A 15,172-nucleotide genomic window follows, 5' to 3' on the forward strand; every position below is an offset into this window, starting at 1 on the left:
ACAGATTGCTAAGCTGAAAACGTCCTCATAAACTTTTTGTCTAGTGTCCTATTTGCTATTGCAATCAACCTTTTGTTTTTATTTATCCCAAAAAGCCTACTCCTGAAGAAGCTTACGAAGGCTGGAAGCCGTCCGCGTCACAAGATCGGTCAGTTCCGGCACAAATTGCCGCGAATAGGCCGTGCTCCCAATCCCACTGCGGGTCTCAAAAGTTTTTAAAATGGCGTTGAACTTTTCTCCTTCATAAGCATGCAGGGCCTCCACAAGCCCATCATAGGTGGCATGGCAAAGATTGGCGGGATCCAGTTCAAAGGCAGTGCCAACCTGATCGAAAAAATCATTCCAGACCTCAAGGGAAGGATGAAGACCAACCTGATGCGCGCAGTCCTGGATCATATGGGTCTTAAGGTACATATACTCCCGCAGGGCCCGTTCCCGCTCTTCAGGAAAGAGTTTATACCACTCATAGATCTTATAGCCGCCCCAATCACCTATCGTAGCACAGGCATTGACGAGATCCTTCATTGATTTCATTTGTCTTCCTCCTTGCTGGTCGTGCTGCCAAACCCACCACTGCGAGCCGACTTTTCCTTGCTTTCATCATCATCCGTTGTGAGATAGCGATAAAAAATGCCTTGAGCAACCCGCTCATGAGCTTCAAGGACAATGTCGTCATCGGTATCATTGGCGAGCGCAATCATTAGATGACCCTCATTATCAGGATTATTGTAATAATCGGCATCAACAATCCCTTCATTATTGACAAGCCGCAAATGACGTTTGATGGCCATACTGGAGCGGATATGGATACCCAGGAACTCGTCATCCTGCATATAGGCCTTGATTCCCGTAGGAACCATCTTCTGGGAATGGGCAGAAATCGTCACAGATTCTGGCAAATAGATGTCATAGCCAGCGGAATATTTTGTCTGTCTTGTCGGCATGGGAAATTGCCGATCTGCATAAGCTGCAATCTTTTCAAAACCACGTTTTCTCATTTTTCGTTATGACCTCTCTTTTTTGTGCTTTCCGAAGTCTTCACACTGATTCCTGAGGGAAGGACCGGATTCACACGTCTTAGTTCCACGCCTGCCTGAGCAGAACGTGATAAGGCTTCAATGAATGTCATCTTAGGGATGGGAATGAAGGATTCTTTCAAATGCTTCTTTTCGATGACTCTTCCTTTCTTGGACAGGAGAGCGACCTGATCGACTTTATAGGTGTGATTTTCTATGTTTAATGATACAATAAGTTCGCACGAACCAGGTCGGTCGCTTTTTTCGAGTTTTTTCTTGTAGGTTTCCCCTAAAAGACGGATAAAGTTATGATCCTTCAAGACGGCTTTCGTCTTAACCTTTTCAAGCAGGCCCCCTTTTTCCTTTTGAAGCGCCTTTTCAAGGGACTCTTGCTCCACATAGTACTCACCAGCAGGATTGACTCCCAGGAGCTGGTAGGTTTCCTTTGCGGAGACGGTTTTTCCTGTATAGAACGTCAAAACTGATGCGAGCAGCACCAAGAGCTCCTTTTTCATGACCTTTTCCTCATTTCTCATCTTCTAAGCAGTAAATTATGGATATGATTTCTTTCAACTTTCCTACCCTTCATCTTACTCAATGTGGGTAAGATAGTCAACAGCTTGAAAGGGAGACTTCAAGGTGGAAAGCGTGCCAGTCAATAACAAGGAGGGTTCCATGAACCAGCTGTTTGTCCCGAAGGACCAATCAGGGATTCATTTAAAGACATTTCTCATGCAGTGGGGATTGTCGGCTTCCTACTGGAAAGCTTTAAAAAAAGCTCAGGCTCTTTTTGTCAATGGCGTCGTCACAGTATGGGATATCCCGCTTTCAGCCAATGATCGGGTCAGTTTTCCTTTCTTACCGGAAGAAACGGACCTTGCCCCGGAAGAAGGGCCTCTTACGATTCTTTATGAAGACGAGTTCCTTCTTGCCGTTCATAAGGAGCAAGGACTGCTTGTCCATAACAGCGGTCTCACCCAAGAGTCCTCCCTATCCCGCCGCGTTCTCTTCTATTACAGGGAACATGATATCAAGGCCGCCCTTCATCCGGTTTCCCGTCTTGACCGTGAAACAAGCGGCATCGTTCTATTTGCCAAAAATGCTGCACTCCATCATATGCTCACCAAGACTCCTATGAAAAAACTTTACCTTGCCTTCTCGCAAGGCCATTGGGAAAAATCTTCCGGACTCATCAATCAGCCCATTGCCCGCAGGGAAGGCTCCATCATCGAGCGATGTGTTGCGCCCCAGGGAAAAACTGCCCGTACGCGCTACCGCGTGCTTTGGCAGGATGCAGAAAAAAGTTTGGTTGCCTTCCATCTTTATACCGGACGCACACATCAGATTCGCGTACACGCAGCATACATGGGACACCCGCTTCTGGGCGATACCCTCTACGGGGAGAAAGGTTCCCCAAAACCACATGCTCTGCATGCGGTGCGTCTCCAGTTCCGCCATCCCCTATCGGGAAAGGATGTAAAGATTACGGATTCCTCCCTTCCCTTTTCCTTACCTATCAATAAGGCTTTTATCCCCTGTCGTTCCAAAAAAAGGAACAAAAGATGATGGAGAGTATGGTATAATGAAATCGAATTTTATTGATAGGAGGATGTATTATGCCACTTGTAACAACAAAAGAAATGTTCAAGAAAGCTTATGAAGGTCACTATGCAGTCGGGGCTTTCAACGTCAATAATATGGAAATCGTCCAAGGGATTGTCGATGCCGCCAAAGAAGAAGAATCCCCACTGATTCTTCAGGTTTCCGCTGGTGCCCGGAAATATGCCAAGCACGCCTATTTGATTCACCTCGTCCAGGCTGCCCTCGAAGACACGGACCTGCCCATTGCCCTCCATCTTGACCACGGTGCTGATTTCGAGATCTGCAAGGCCTGCGTTGATGGCGGTTTCACATCTGTCATGATTGATGGTTCCAAATATCCTTTCGAGGAAAATATTGAATTGACAAAACGTGTTGTCGACTATGCCCACAGCAAAGGGGTTGTCGTCGAAGCCGAATTGGGCAAATTGGCTGGTGTAGAAGACGCCGTCAAGGTCAATACGAAGGATGCAACCTACACCGATCCCGATCAGGCTGTTGAGTTTGTAGAAAGAACGGGTGTCGATTCCCTAGCCATTGCCATCGGGACAAGCCATGGTGCCTATAAATTCAAGGGAAAACCGGAACTTGACTTCGCACGCCTTGAAAAGATTTCCAACCTGCTGCCAAACTTCCCCTTGGTCCTCCACGGAGCCTCCACGGTCATTCCGGCCTTTGTAGAAGAATGCAACCGTTATGGCGGCAAGCTTGACGGTGCCCAAGGGGTACCGGAAGACATGCTCCTTAAAGCCGGCAAATACGGGGTCTGCAAGATCAATATCGATACGGACCTGCGTCTTGCCATGACCGCTTCCATCCGTAAGTACCTGGCAGAACATCCGGAAGACTTCGATCCCCGCTCCTACTTAGGCGCTGGCCGTCAGGCCATCAAGGATATGGTCTCCCACAAGATGCGGGACGTCCTCAACTCCTCCCATCGTCTTTAATGAAAAAACAGCTGCTCGCAAGGGCAGCTGTTTTTTCTTAGTTGGGCGTTTGGTCATCTTTTTGGGGAAGGGTCCGGAAGAATTGCCTTGCCAAGTACAAAGAGAGGAAAAAGGCACATAGATCGGATAAGGATTGACACCAGATCAGCCCCGTAAGGCCAAAGATACGAGGCACAATGAGTACAAAAGGGATCAGGAAAAGTCCTGTCCGTCCGATGGAGATAAGAACAGCCCCGATTGTGCGTCTTGTAACCTGCAAAAGCATATTTGCAATGATCACGAAAGCCAGTGTCGTAAATGTAAGACATTGGGCACGGAGCGCCTGGGTCCCGATGGAAATGACGAGGGGATCGTCGCGGAACAAACGGAGAATAGGATCGGCAAAGAAAAAGCCTACAAGACTTGCCGTAAGTCCAACCAGTGTATTCATACGAAGGGAAAAGGCAAATCCGTCGCGCAGCCGTTGATAGGACCGAGCACCATAACTAAAACCGCAGACTGGCTGGAATCCTTGTCCAATACCGATGATGGCAGACGCGCCAATAAAGGCAAGCCGCGTGACAATACTCATGGCTGCGATGGCAGCATCCCCAAATGCCCCGGCTGCCACATTAAGGCTGATTGTTGCAAGACTTGCTGTCCCCTGCCTAAACAAAGAGGGCAGCCCACCTGCCGTAATTTCCTTGAAAAGGACGGCTGATGGATGAAAATCGCGGAATCTGATGGGAATATTGCCGCCTTTGTGGGTCATGACAAGAAGGATGATAAAACTAAAGCATTGGCTGATGACCGTCGCGTACGCAGCCCCTGATACACCAAGACCTAAGGAAAAGATAAAAAGGGGATCAAGGAGCATATTGAGGCATCCTCCGGCCATGATGCCCACCATCCCAAAGGCACTGCTTCCTTGAAACCGCAGATGGTTATTCATAAGGAGGGAACACATCATAACAGGCGCTCCACACATGATGATGGCTAAATAAGAAGCCGCATGAGGCAGGATGGTTGGCGTGGACCCTGTCAGCTGGGCAATGTCCCGCGCATTGAAATGCCCAATAAGCAAAAGCAGGAGGCCGCAAATAAAAGCATAAAAGAAACTCGTACTTGCCATGATACGTGCATTTTGGATACGTTGGGCTCCCAGTTCCCGGGCCATGTAGGTTCCTGATCCCTGGCCAAAGAAAAAACCAAGGGCCTGGATGATGGACATGCTGGCAAAGGTTACACCTACCGCAGCGGTGGAACTGGTGTCCAGCTTGCTCACAAAAAACGTATCCGCCATATTGTAAAAACTAGTGGTCAGCATACTTAGGATAGAAGGAATGGCAAGTTTTAAAATGAGTCGATCCACAGGAGCTTCCAGCATCTCGTGGAATTTTTCGGAACGTTTATCTTGTGGATTATGCATAGGATTCTACCGTTGCTTTCATATAATAGGATCTGGAAATCATCAAGATCCCCCCCTATTTTATCATAGTTCCTGTCATTTTGCAGACGCCACAGGAGCTGCGCTGAAAAGAGATACCCTGTTCTAAGTTGACTGAAAAAATCAAGCAATTCTCTTTTTTCCCTGCACAATATGTTACAATTAATTTACATAGTTTTTACATTTTCCATAAAGGAGGAGTTTTACGATGAAAATGAAAAGATTGCTCGCAGCTTCCGCCCTTTGTGCCATGGCCCTTGCCCTTACGGCCTGCGGCGGCAAAAAGGAAGCGGCCAAATCAAACGGGGCTTGGAAACCAGAAAAGGACATCCATGTCATTGTCGCCTACAAAGCAGGATCCGGTACAGATACTGGGGCTCGTATCCTTTGCAAGGATGCGGAAAAACATATTGGCAAGACCTTGATTGTGGATAATAAACCCGGGGCAGACGGAAAAATTGGCTGGACGGAACTGTCCAAAGCCAAACCAGATGGGTACACCATTGGTTATATCAACCTGCCGACCTATACAACCTTGGCCCTGCAGAAAGGTTCCGCTTTCAATGAAAAGAGTATCGTGCCCATTGCCAATCACTTGAAGGAAACAAGTGTCGTTGTCGTCCGTGCGGACAGCAAATGGAAAACGCTAAAGGATCTGGTAGCAGAGGCCCAACAAAACCCTGGAAAACTTAAGGCTTCCACCAACGGGGTACAGGCTTCCAACCACACGGCTGCCCAGCTTCTTGCAAAATCGGCTAAATTCGAATACAATGCCGTTCCTTACGGCGGCACGGCAGATCAGCTCCTTGCCCTGCGCCAAGGCGAAGTGGACTTTTCCTGCGCCAAGGTCGGCGACGTCGAACCTCTGATTGGCGGGTCTTCCCCTGTGCTTCGCGTGCTCGGCGTTTATTCGGAAAAACGGCTGGACAGCCTGAAGGATGTCCCAACCTTGGGTGAACTAGGCTATTACAACAAGTGGTATGGTACGGCCCGCGCCCTTGTAGCTCCAAAAGGAACGCCGGATAATATCATCAAATATTATGTCGATATCTTCAAGATTGTCATGACTGACGAACAAACCATCCGTGATCATAAGAATGCTGGTCTTACCATGGACTATCTTGACAACAAACAGCTTGGTGAACTGATCAGTCAGCAGCTCGAATTCTGCCGGGATGTTGTTTCCAAGCTTTACACCAAATAATCTTAAGGAGTCCTATCATCTATGAAAAAATCAGAACTTGCCATCGTGGTTTTTATGCTGGCATTTTGCGGATTTTTCTATCATGAGACGCTGCTGCTTCCAGAAAAGGCACAGCATTATCCGCTCTTTGTCATCTCGCTTCTGGCGGTTCTGTCCGTGCTGCAGCTGGTCAAGATGCTGATCGGCTGCCACGGGCATTTTTCCCTCGTCAGTGATGCCGATGTCGTTTGGAAGGATTTCCTGCCTCGTCAGTTTGTGACCTCCTTCCTTGCGTCCATCCTTTTTTTCGTGGGAATGTACTTCATTGGATTCTATCTAACGGCCGTCCTTTATATCGGCTTTATGATGCACTATTTCAAGATTGAAAAGAAATATATAGTTTTGACCACTGCAGTTCTTTTGCTTCTTATCTACGGCGTCTTCAGTGAATCCTTGAATGTACCGCTGCCAGTAGGCGAACTGTTCTATGATATTCTTTAAGGAGGCCGCGACAGAATGGAAAATCAATATGCGTTAATGATGGCGGGCTTCCTCAATGCCCTGACACCAACCAACCTCGTCGTCATGCTCCTATCGGTTACAATGGGCATCATTATTGGCTGCATGCCGGGGCTGTCAGCCGCTATGGGCGTAGCCCTTCTGCTGCCCCTGACTTTTGGTATGGAGCCGTCATCAGGCCTGATCATGCTGGGTGGAATTTACTGCGGCGCCATTTTTGGCGGCTCAATTTCTGCTATTTTGATTCATACCCCTGGAACCCCAGCTTCTGCTGCAACGGCCATTGACGGTTACGCCATGACCCTCAAGGGAAAAGCGGGCAAAGCCTTGGGAACAGCCTGTACGGCTTCATTTTTTGGTGGGCTGTTATCCTGTCTTTCCCTTTATTTCTTTGCTCCCATCTTAGCCGAACTTGCCATGAAATTTGGCAGTCCTGAGTATTTTTGGTTAAGTTTATTTGGTCTCACCATCATTGCGGGCATCAACTCCGACTCCATGATCTTAGGCCTTATGAGCGGAGCCTTTGGCCTTGTCCTATCCACCATCGGTATGGACCCTATGGAAGGCGTGGAACGGTTCATGTTCGGTCAGGATGCCCTTTATAACGGCGTTAACATTACAGGTGCCCTGATTGGTCTCTTCTCCCTATCCCAAGCTTTTATCCTTGCGGAAAAAGCCATTGTCAAACGGGCCCGGGCTGCTCACTTTGATGATTCCATCATCCTGACCAAAAGTGAACTCAAGCAGATTACACCAACGGTCCTGCGCAGTTGGATTATCGGTAACATCATCGGGATCCTTCCCGGTGCCGGAGCTTCCATTGCCTGCTTCATGGGCTACAATGAAGCCAAACGCTTTTCCAAGCATCCAGAAGAGTTTGGTCACGGCTCCATAGAAGGGATTGCCGGTTCTGAGGCGGCTAACAATGCCGTTACGGGCGGGTCCCTCATCCCTACCCTCACCTTGGGTATCCCCGGGGAGAGTGTTACGGCTGTCCTCATGGGAGGGCTCATCATTCAGGGGCTTCAGCCCGGACCTGAACTCTTTACAAAGTATGCTGACATGACGTATACTTTCTTTGGTGGATTTGTCTTCATCCAGTTCTTCATGCTGGCCATCGGCCTTGTTGGGTCTCGGCTCTTTGCCAAGATTGCCCGCATCTCCGATGCCATCCTGATTCCATGTATCTTTGTCCTTTGTGTCGTTGGTTCCTTTGCCATCAACAACAACTTCTTTGATGTCGTTGTTATGTTTTTATTTGGTATTGTGGGCTACATTATGCGTAAGGTCAATATGAACACGGCCGCTGTTGTCCTGGCCCTCATTTTAGGCCCCTTAGGGGAGCGCGGTCTGCGCCGAAGCCTTTCCATTTCAGGCGGCGACATCAGTGTCCTTTTCTCGACGACCATCTGCCAAGTGCTCATTGCGCTGAGCCTGCTGTCTCTTTTATCCCCGCTTTTAATAAAACTCTGCAAGGGCAGCAAAAAATAAAATGAATTTGCCCATCTGACATCAAAATTCAATTGCGATGAAAGAGGCCTGTTACTTTCTAAGCCGCATCGGATGGATGCGGCTTTTTCTCTTTTAGACAAGGTTCAGAAAGGAACGATTTTTTATGGAAACCCGTGTAGCCCTCATTGGCATCCTCATCGATGATTCCGATGCCGTGGAAAAAGTCAATCAGATCCTTCATCTATCTAGCCGCTGGATTGTCGGACGTATGGGCATCCCCTATCACGCCCGTAACGTCAACATCATCAGTGTCGTCGTTGATGCGCCCCAGGACGAGATCAGCAGGATGAGCGGACTTATCGGAAAACTGTCCGGAGTTACCGCAAAGATTGCCTACGCAAAGCTCCCCAGCCATGAAGCGTAATGACCTGCCGCCCCTGATTCCCTTCATTGTCTTGGGGCTTTTATGGAAAAACGCCGCTTCGGCCAAACTTTGGACGCCCTATATTCTGCCCTCGCCGGAACGGGTGTGGGAGACCCTCCTCATCATGATCCAAAATGGACAGCTCGTAGAACACGCTCTTCTTAGCATGATGCGCGTCCTCATGGGATTTTTCTGGTCTTTTCTCCTTGCTGCCTTCCTTGTAACCATAAGCCTTCTCTTTCCGTTTTTCAGGAAAATGAACCATGGACTTCTCGTCTTCATTCAGCATATTCCGCCGCTTAGCCTCATTCCTCTCTTGATCCTCTGGTTTGGCATCGGCGAAACACCTAAACTCCTCGTCATCATCTTAGCCACCTTTTTCCCTATTTATCTTAATATGGAAGATGGGCTGTTAAGAACTGACCCTAAGCTCTTGGAAGTGGGCAAGACCCTTGGATTTTCCCAAGGAGAGACCTTATGGAAGATCCGTCTGCCCCTTGCCCTTCCGACCATCGTTACAGGAATGCGGATTGGCATGGGCTACAGCCTGAGGGCCATCATCGGTGCAGAAATGATTGCGGCCGACAAGGGCCTTGGCTATTTCATCCTGGACGCCCAAACCATGAGCCGAAGCGATAAAGTGATTGTGGGAATCCTGGTAATTGGACTTATGGGGCTTATCTTGGACGGCCTTTTCAGTCTCTTCTCCTACGTCCTTTTCCCTTATGAAAGGAGAAAATCTTGATGGATGCCCTTACCTTGGACCATATCAGAAAATGCTACGGTCCAAACACTATCCTTAACAATCTTACCTATTCCTTTCCGCTTAAGGAAGTCTCGGTCATCCTAGGAAAGAGCGGATGCGGGAAAACTACCCTGCTGCGCCTCATCATGGGTCTTGAAAAAGCTGAAGGAAAGATCACGATGCCCCCTGCCCTTCGTCTGGGCATGATGTTTCAGGAAGCAAGGCTCATGCCTTTTTTGACTCTCCGGGATAACATCACCCTAGGAAAGAAAACCCTCACAGAAGAGGAATTGTCACAGCTGCTCGAACTGGTTCACCTAAAAGAAGCAGCTTCCCGCTATCCCCATGAACTTTCAGGCGGCATGCAGCAGCGGGCGAGTCTAGCAAGGACGCTGGCCCAAGACAATGATTTTATCCTTATGGATGAGCCCTTTGCTGCCTTGGACTATTTCACAAGGAGGCATATTCAAGAAGAACTTCTAGCCATGCGAAAAAAATGTCCCTTTGGGGTCCTCCTTGTGACCCATAATGTTGATGAGGCCCTGCGCTTGGGAGATAGAATCCTCATTCTCGAAGGCGGCAAGTTCATCTTTGAAAAAGTGCTTCCTCAAGAGGCTGCCTTGCGGGATCTTCTTTCAGCGCCTTACATCGCAATCAAGCGGCAGATCCTTGAAGCCCTTGAAATATAATCATTTGGAGAGCAGATTCTCTGTTCCCGCTCCAAGAAAGGAAGTCATTGACCAATGAACAAAACAATCAAACGGATGGCTGGTTTGTTAGGCGTGCTGACACTGAGTCTTACCCTTACCGCTTGCTCCACCAATAAGGATGGCAAGCAAGCTGCGCCGGCAAAGCCCGAAAAAATAAGCATAACCTACGTCCAGGCGCCGCTCAACGTCCCTTCTATCGTTGAAAAAGCCAATCAATCCTTTGCAAAAAAATTCAAGGAAAAGGGAATTCCCGTGACCTATTCCACGATAACGAGTGGTGCTGACCAGACGGCTGCCCTGGCTTCTGGTGATATTCAGTTCCTCAACTGCGTTGGTGGCTCTTCCGTCCTTCTTTCTGCAGCAAATGGGGCTGATATCAAAATCATCAGCCTGTACTCCCAAGCCCCTAAAGCCTTCAAGCTCTTTTCCAAGGACGCAGCCATCAGCTCCCCGCAGGCACTTAAAGGAAAAACCATCGCTGGTCCCAAGGGAACCATCCTCCACGAGCTCCTTGCCGCCTATCTCAAACAGGGCGGCCTTAGCATGGAAGACGTAACATTCGTTTCCATGGGTCTTCCGCAAGCCCGGGCGGCCCTTGAAAACGGCAGTGCCGACTGTGCCCTTCTGGCTGGTCCCTTGGCCTATCAGGAAGAAGAAAAGGGCATGCATGTAGTCACGACCGGGGACGGCCTAGTTTCAGGTCTTACGGTCACTGCAACGAGCGGTCAGTTCTATAAGGAGCACAAAGATTTGGTGGACCTCTTCCTCTCCGTCCAAAAGGAAACCTTAACCTACATGAAAGAGCATCAAAAAGAAGCCTTGGCGGCTGCTGTCAAAACGACCGGACTTGATGAAAAGGCCGTTAACTCCATGTACGGACTCTATGATTTTAGCATGGATATTACACCAGAAGCCATTGAATCCCTGAAAAAGACGCAGGACTTCCTTGTCAGCGCTAAGATGATGGATAAGAAAGTCGATGTTGATGCCCTTTTTGTCAAATAACAGTATAAAAAAAGGCGGGTGCCCATAATGACACCCGTCTTTTTTTGTGCAATCAGGAAAGTTCTTCCACGACTTCAAGGGTTCCCAAATAGGCCCCTTCGCGGTCCCGTACGGCAAGATAGCGGACACGAGCCTTTTTCCCTTTTTTGATGGTTTCAAATCCAAGGGAATCTTTTTCTCCGCTGCGCAGTTTTTCTATGACACCTTTCACCATAGGGATAACCTTTGGTGGATGACAGTCATAGACAGAATGCCCCAGGGCGGTCAAAGGCCGGGGAAAAAGAGGCGTCGATTCTGAAAAATATTGATTCGTATCGGCTGCATCCACAAAAGTGAGTTCAAAAGGCAAAGTCCTGAGGATGCCCTCAAGCTGTGTGACCGTCAGTTTTCCACTGGGAAGGAAAATGGTCTTTCCATTGTCCTTCAGCCCTTGGTTCAGCCTGCTTTTAGGAAGGGACTGAGCGTTCCATATCGGCACATCCGTTATATAAGACCAGCCAAAGCGAGGAAAATCTCCGGCAATAAGGGGCCACTCATTTTGATCAACGAGTTTCTGTACCATAGGGACAAGGATTTCCGTTTCCTTGAAAATCATCTCTCGCATCCTGTTGAGGAGTCCTGAAAGAGCCTGGTGCAGCGCATCGTCGTTACTTTTTTCGGTATGGGGATCCTCTTTTTTTAGTTTATTGATCAAATCCTGGAGACTTTTGCGGATTTCCCCATCCACATTCCACATGACACGGCTGGGTCCCGGCATGCCTTTGCGCCCTAAAATGGGCAGAAGAACTTCATCTTTCTTGTCATAATGGGCTTTAATCGGGAGCAGCCCTTCGAGGGCTGACAGAATATCTGCGGCCGAAAATGGGCCATTCATCACGGCTGAAAGCTTATCAAGATGGCTTTCAATGGCCTCATTTTCTTTTAAAAAAAGCTGCAGCGGATGACCTTCCGGGAACTGTTCCCCTATGGTTTCCATCTTGCCATGAAGAAGGCCGGAATGAAGATCACAAATTCGTCCCATGTTCTCACTGAGGTTTCCTGCTTGAAGCAAGGCTTGCTCAGCTTCCATGATCTCTTCGGTTGAGACTGAGGCAAAATCCTTTTCAAATTCCCGACGAACTGAAACAAGATCTTCACCTTCTTGAAGACGGACCAAATAAGACTGAAGTTTTTTTATTTTTTGAGAGTCCATAATAAACCTCCTACGATCACTAATTTTCTGTTCTGCTAGCAGTTTATCATGACCGCTGTCTTATCTCTGTTGTTACAACAACAAAAAAAGAACGCCCTTTCCCTTAGGAAAAGGCGTTCTTAAGGTGAAAAAGACGATTTACAGGATCAACCGTCCCTTCTACATCAGCGCGGCTCAATGAGCAGTTTGATTGCCGTGCGTTCTTCCCCATCGATAGTAATATCGATGAAGGCAGGAACACAGATGAGGTCCATCCCATGCGGTGCAACAAAACCACGGGCAATCGCAATCGCCTTCACGGCTTGGTTCAGGGCACCTGCACCAATGGCTTGGATTTCCGCCTTGCCATTTTCTCTCAATACACCTGCTAATGCTCCTGCTACAGAGTTTGGATTGGATTTTGTTGATACCTTTAGTACATCCATTTTGAGACCCCCCATTGAGTATAGTACTGTGTGAACAACATTCGATCACTACAATTTAAGTGTATTATAACACAAATTTTGAATTTGGCTAGTAAAGATTGTGCAAATGTTTGAATGGATAGCGAAAATTTTACTTAAAAGTCCCTAAAACGTGTACAAATTTATAAAATGACCAGGAAATAAACAAAATATTTATGCAAAACGATCCCTTGACTGAATAGAAACGGATTTTTCATGCCCGCTTTATGAGATCATAGAGATAGAGACTGCAAAGACTCTTTGCGTCGCAGATTTCACCAGAAAGCACTTTTTCCTTGACCTCTTCTGGAGTCAGAATCACGACATTGAGAAACTCATCCTCGTCAGGATGCTGTTTTCCCGATGTGAGACCTGTTGCTGCATACAGATGGATCTGTTCATCCGTAAAACCCGGTGTTGTAAGGATGGCCGTCAGTTTCTTGAATTCCTTCGCCTCATACCCTGATTCCTCAGAAAGCTCCCGTTTGGCGCAGGATAAAGGGGCCTCATCCCCTTCAATCTTTCCCGCCGGAATTTCATAGAGCACCTTTTTAACAGGATAACGGAACTGACGGACAAAAATCATGCTGCCATCATCTAAAATCGGCAAAATGCCTACGGCACCTTGGTGACGGATGAATTCCCGCTGGGATTCGTGTCCATTAGGGAGTTGGACCCGGTCCCGATAGACTTTCAGCAGTCTTCCATTAAATATGAATTCACTTTCAAGGGTACTTTCCCTTAGTTTCTCATCGTCCATGGACAATTCTCTTCAACTCCTATCCAATATCATCGCTTGCGTCAATTTCCAAAATGCTGCTTTTCCTTTTCCGCCATGGCAAGCAGTTCCTTGGCATTTTCCCGCGCAGATTCTGTTTGTTGGGTTCCGCTCGTCATGCGCATGATTTCTTCAATACGGCCCGCCCGGGAAAGGATCGTCACTTCGCTGGCAGTCATCCCTTGGTCACTGTTTTTAGCAATATACAGATGCTGATCGGCAAAACAGGCAATCTGGGCCAGATGGGTAATGCATAATACCTGCCGCTGTTTGGCAATGAGCGCCATTTTCTCAGCCATCTTCTGGGCAGTGACCCCGCCAACCCCCGTATCAATCTCATCAAAGATCATGGTCGGGACGCCAAATTTGCGAAGCAGGACTGTTTTGGCAGCTAGGGCAAACCGTGAAAGCTCACCGCCGGACGCAATTTTCATCAGCGGTGCCGGTTTCATTCCAGCATTGGCCGAAAAAAGAAAGGTTGCCTCGTCTTGACCATTTTTTCCACAGTGATCCAATTTGGTGAAGTGAATGGAAAGAACGGCATGGGGCATCGCAAGGTCATGAAGATGCGGCAGAATGTCAGCACAGAACCGTTCAGCGGCCGCCTTTCTCTTTTTTGTCAAATCATCTGCTTTTTCCTGAAGGACCGCATCCAGTTTCTTTTGAAGTTTTGTAAGACGATCAATCTCATCCTGCAGGGATTGGAGTTTTTCATACTCCTTCCTTCCCCTACCTGCATAGGACAGGATTTCTTCCAAAGATCCTCCATATTTTTTCTTTAAATGATAAAGCAGGTCCAGTCGAGTCTGGGCTTCTTCCAAGGTTTCCCGGTAATCTTCATCCCCGGAAAGACGATCAGAAAGGGTCTGCCTTACATCTTCAAGCGTCTCCCAGGACGAATCGAGTATTTGGGCAAGGTCATCCAAAGAAGAATCGTAGGCTGCCGCACTTAAAAGCGCATCCTTGGCGTCTGTCAAGGCGTCAAGGACGCCCTGTGTCCCTTCATCCCCGGAGAGGAGTTCGTGGGCGCGGCTAAGGTCTCCTCTGACTTTATCCTGGTTGGAAAGGCGCCGCACGGTTTCACGCAGCGCATCATCTTCGCCCAATTTGATCTGGGCGTCATCAATTTCTTTGAGCTCATCTTCGAGGCGTGCCAGCTCCTCTTCCCGACGTTCATTTTTGCCTTCCCAATAAGACAGGGTTTCCCGTCCCTTTTGAGCGGCCTCAAAGGCCTCTTGATAAGCCTTCAGAGTCAGTGCCAATTCTGGCTCATAGTGATGAAGGATAGTAATGACAGCACCAGGCCGAAGCAGGGTCTGATTTTCATGTTGTCCATGGATGTCCACAAGAAGGGCCCCCAAACGGGCAAGCGTCTTTACCGGAACCTGCGTATCATTGACAAAGGCCTGACTTTTTCCCTGTGCGGAAACGCGGCGGCGCAAAAAGAGGGTGCCGTCTTCTGCGCAAAGCCCCAACTCTGACAAGAGGGTTTCTACGGGACGATTTTCTTTTACATCGAAAACAGCCTGGATCTGATAGGCATCAGCGCCCGTGCGAACTGCATCTGACGGAGCCCGTCCTCCGAGGACAATCCCTAACGCATCAATCAGAATGGATTTACCGGCACCGGTTTCCCCCGTAAAAACGTTGAAACCAGGGGCAAACCCGATTCTCACCTTATCAATCAGGGCAAATTGCTGCACTTCAAGGAATGTCAGCATCGCTGAGCCTCC

At 48.3% G+C, this 15,172-nt stretch carries 17 protein-coding genes; 9 read left to right on the top strand and 8 right to left on the bottom strand.

The features are described 5' to 3' along the window. Positions 1 to 96: 96 nt before the first annotated feature. Genes QZQ08_RS00480 through QZQ08_RS00490 form a run of 3 tightly spaced genes read right to left on the bottom strand, consistent with a single transcriptional unit; the run spans position 97 to position 1,552 of the window. On the bottom strand, positions 97 to 534 hold the full coding sequence (locus tag QZQ08_RS00480) for a hypothetical protein (protein ID WP_296326438.1): 438 nt from the start codon (positions 532 to 534) through the stop codon (positions 97 to 99). Further along, entirely contained in the window at positions 531 to 998 is a 468-nt protein-coding gene (locus tag QZQ08_RS00485; protein ID WP_296326441.1) for a dUTP diphosphatase, read from the bottom strand. Before QZQ08_RS00485 ends, QZQ08_RS00480 begins: the two co-directional genes overlap by 4 nt. Next, a complete protein-coding gene (locus QZQ08_RS00490) occupies positions 995 to 1,552 on the bottom strand; it encodes a hypothetical protein (RefSeq protein ID WP_296326445.1) in 558 nt (185 codons plus the stop codon). The genes QZQ08_RS00485 and QZQ08_RS00490 overlap by 4 nt, the downstream gene beginning before the upstream one ends. Before the next feature lie 139 nt (positions 1,553 to 1,691). Here QZQ08_RS00490 and QZQ08_RS00495 point away from each other — a divergent pair, with 139 nt between their 5' ends. Beyond that, positions 1,692 to 2,582, top strand: coding sequence for an RluA family pseudouridine synthase (locus QZQ08_RS00495; RefSeq protein WP_296326448.1), 891 nt, complete (start codon positions 1,692 to 1,694; stop codon positions 2,580 to 2,582). A 50-nt stretch (positions 2,583 to 2,632) separates the two neighbouring features. Then, positions 2,633 to 3,562 carry a class II fructose-1,6-bisphosphate aldolase gene (fba, locus tag QZQ08_RS00500; RefSeq protein WP_296326452.1) on the top strand — a complete coding sequence of 310 codons (930 nt, stop codon included), beginning with the start codon at positions 2,633 to 2,635 and terminating at the stop codon, positions 3,560 to 3,562. 37 nt (positions 3,563 to 3,599) lie between these two features. Here fba and QZQ08_RS00505 read toward each other — a convergent pair whose 3' ends face one another. Further along, entirely contained in the window at positions 3,600 to 4,970 is a 1,371-nt protein-coding gene (locus QZQ08_RS00505; protein ID WP_296326455.1) for an MATE family efflux transporter, read from the bottom strand. Between the two features lie 226 nt (positions 4,971 to 5,196). On the opposite strand from QZQ08_RS00505, the gene QZQ08_RS00510 reads away from it, so the two are divergent. The 7 genes from QZQ08_RS00510 (at position 5,197) to QZQ08_RS00540 (ending at position 11,026) form a co-directional block, all read left to right on the top strand. Continuing rightward, positions 5,197 to 6,192, top strand: coding sequence for a tripartite tricarboxylate transporter substrate binding protein (locus QZQ08_RS00510; protein WP_296326458.1), 996 nt, complete (start codon positions 5,197 to 5,199; stop codon positions 6,190 to 6,192). Positions 6,193 to 6,213: 21 nt separating this feature from the next. Beyond that, positions 6,214 to 6,672 carry a tripartite tricarboxylate transporter TctB family protein gene (locus QZQ08_RS00515; RefSeq protein WP_296326461.1) on the top strand — a complete coding sequence of 153 codons (459 nt, stop codon included), beginning with the start codon at positions 6,214 to 6,216 and terminating at the stop codon, positions 6,670 to 6,672. A gap of 15 nt (positions 6,673 to 6,687) precedes the next feature. Beyond that, a complete protein-coding gene (locus QZQ08_RS00520; protein ID WP_296326464.1) occupies positions 6,688 to 8,181 on the top strand; it encodes a tripartite tricarboxylate transporter permease in 1,494 nt (497 codons plus the stop codon). Between the two features lie 124 nt (positions 8,182 to 8,305). Then, positions 8,306 to 8,566, top strand: coding sequence for a TM1266 family iron-only hydrogenase system putative regulator (locus tag QZQ08_RS00525; RefSeq protein ID WP_296326467.1), 261 nt, complete (start codon positions 8,306 to 8,308; stop codon positions 8,564 to 8,566). After that, positions 8,556 to 9,311 carry an ABC transporter permease gene (locus QZQ08_RS00530; RefSeq protein WP_296326468.1) on the top strand — a complete coding sequence of 252 codons (756 nt, stop codon included), beginning with the start codon at positions 8,556 to 8,558 and terminating at the stop codon, positions 9,309 to 9,311. Before QZQ08_RS00525 ends, QZQ08_RS00530 begins: the two co-directional genes overlap by 11 nt. Continuing rightward, complete coding sequence (locus QZQ08_RS00535; protein WP_296326470.1) at positions 9,311 to 10,000, top strand: ABC transporter ATP-binding protein; 690 nt, start codon at positions 9,311 to 9,313, stop codon at positions 9,998 to 10,000. Before QZQ08_RS00530 ends, QZQ08_RS00535 begins: the two co-directional genes overlap by 1 nt. Before the next feature lie 54 nt (positions 10,001 to 10,054). Continuing rightward, the gene (locus QZQ08_RS00540) at positions 10,055 to 11,026 is read left to right on the top strand and encodes an ABC transporter substrate-binding protein (RefSeq protein WP_296326472.1); all 972 of its coding nucleotides are present in this window, start codon (positions 10,055 to 10,057) and stop codon (positions 11,024 to 11,026) included. 52 nt (positions 11,027 to 11,078) lie between these two features. Here the strand turns inward: QZQ08_RS00540 and QZQ08_RS00545 are convergent, their stop codons facing one another. From QZQ08_RS00545 to recN, 4 genes are all read right to left on the bottom strand, one after another. After that, on the bottom strand, positions 11,079 to 12,218 hold the full coding sequence (locus QZQ08_RS00545; RefSeq protein ID WP_296326474.1) for a DUF438 domain-containing protein: 1,140 nt from the start codon (positions 12,216 to 12,218) through the stop codon (positions 11,079 to 11,081). Positions 12,219 to 12,382: 164 nt separating this feature from the next. Further along, positions 12,383 to 12,643, bottom strand: a complete 261-nt coding sequence (locus tag QZQ08_RS00550; RefSeq protein ID WP_016459530.1) for a stage V sporulation protein S — start codon at positions 12,641 to 12,643, stop codon at positions 12,383 to 12,385. 232 nt (positions 12,644 to 12,875) lie between these two features. Further along, entirely contained in the window at positions 12,876 to 13,421 is a 546-nt protein-coding gene (locus QZQ08_RS00555; protein WP_296326483.1) for an NUDIX domain-containing protein, read from the bottom strand. 41 nt (positions 13,422 to 13,462) lie between these two features. Further along, on the bottom strand, positions 13,463 to 15,160 hold the full coding sequence (gene recN, locus QZQ08_RS00560; protein ID WP_296326487.1) for a DNA repair protein RecN: 1,698 nt from the start codon (positions 15,158 to 15,160) through the stop codon (positions 13,463 to 13,465). Between the last annotated feature and the right edge of the window lie 12 nt (positions 15,161 to 15,172).

The organism is uncultured Acidaminococcus sp. (genome assembly GCA_900538365.1).
Lineage (GTDB): Bacteria > Bacillota > Negativicutes > Acidaminococcales > Acidaminococcaceae > Acidaminococcus.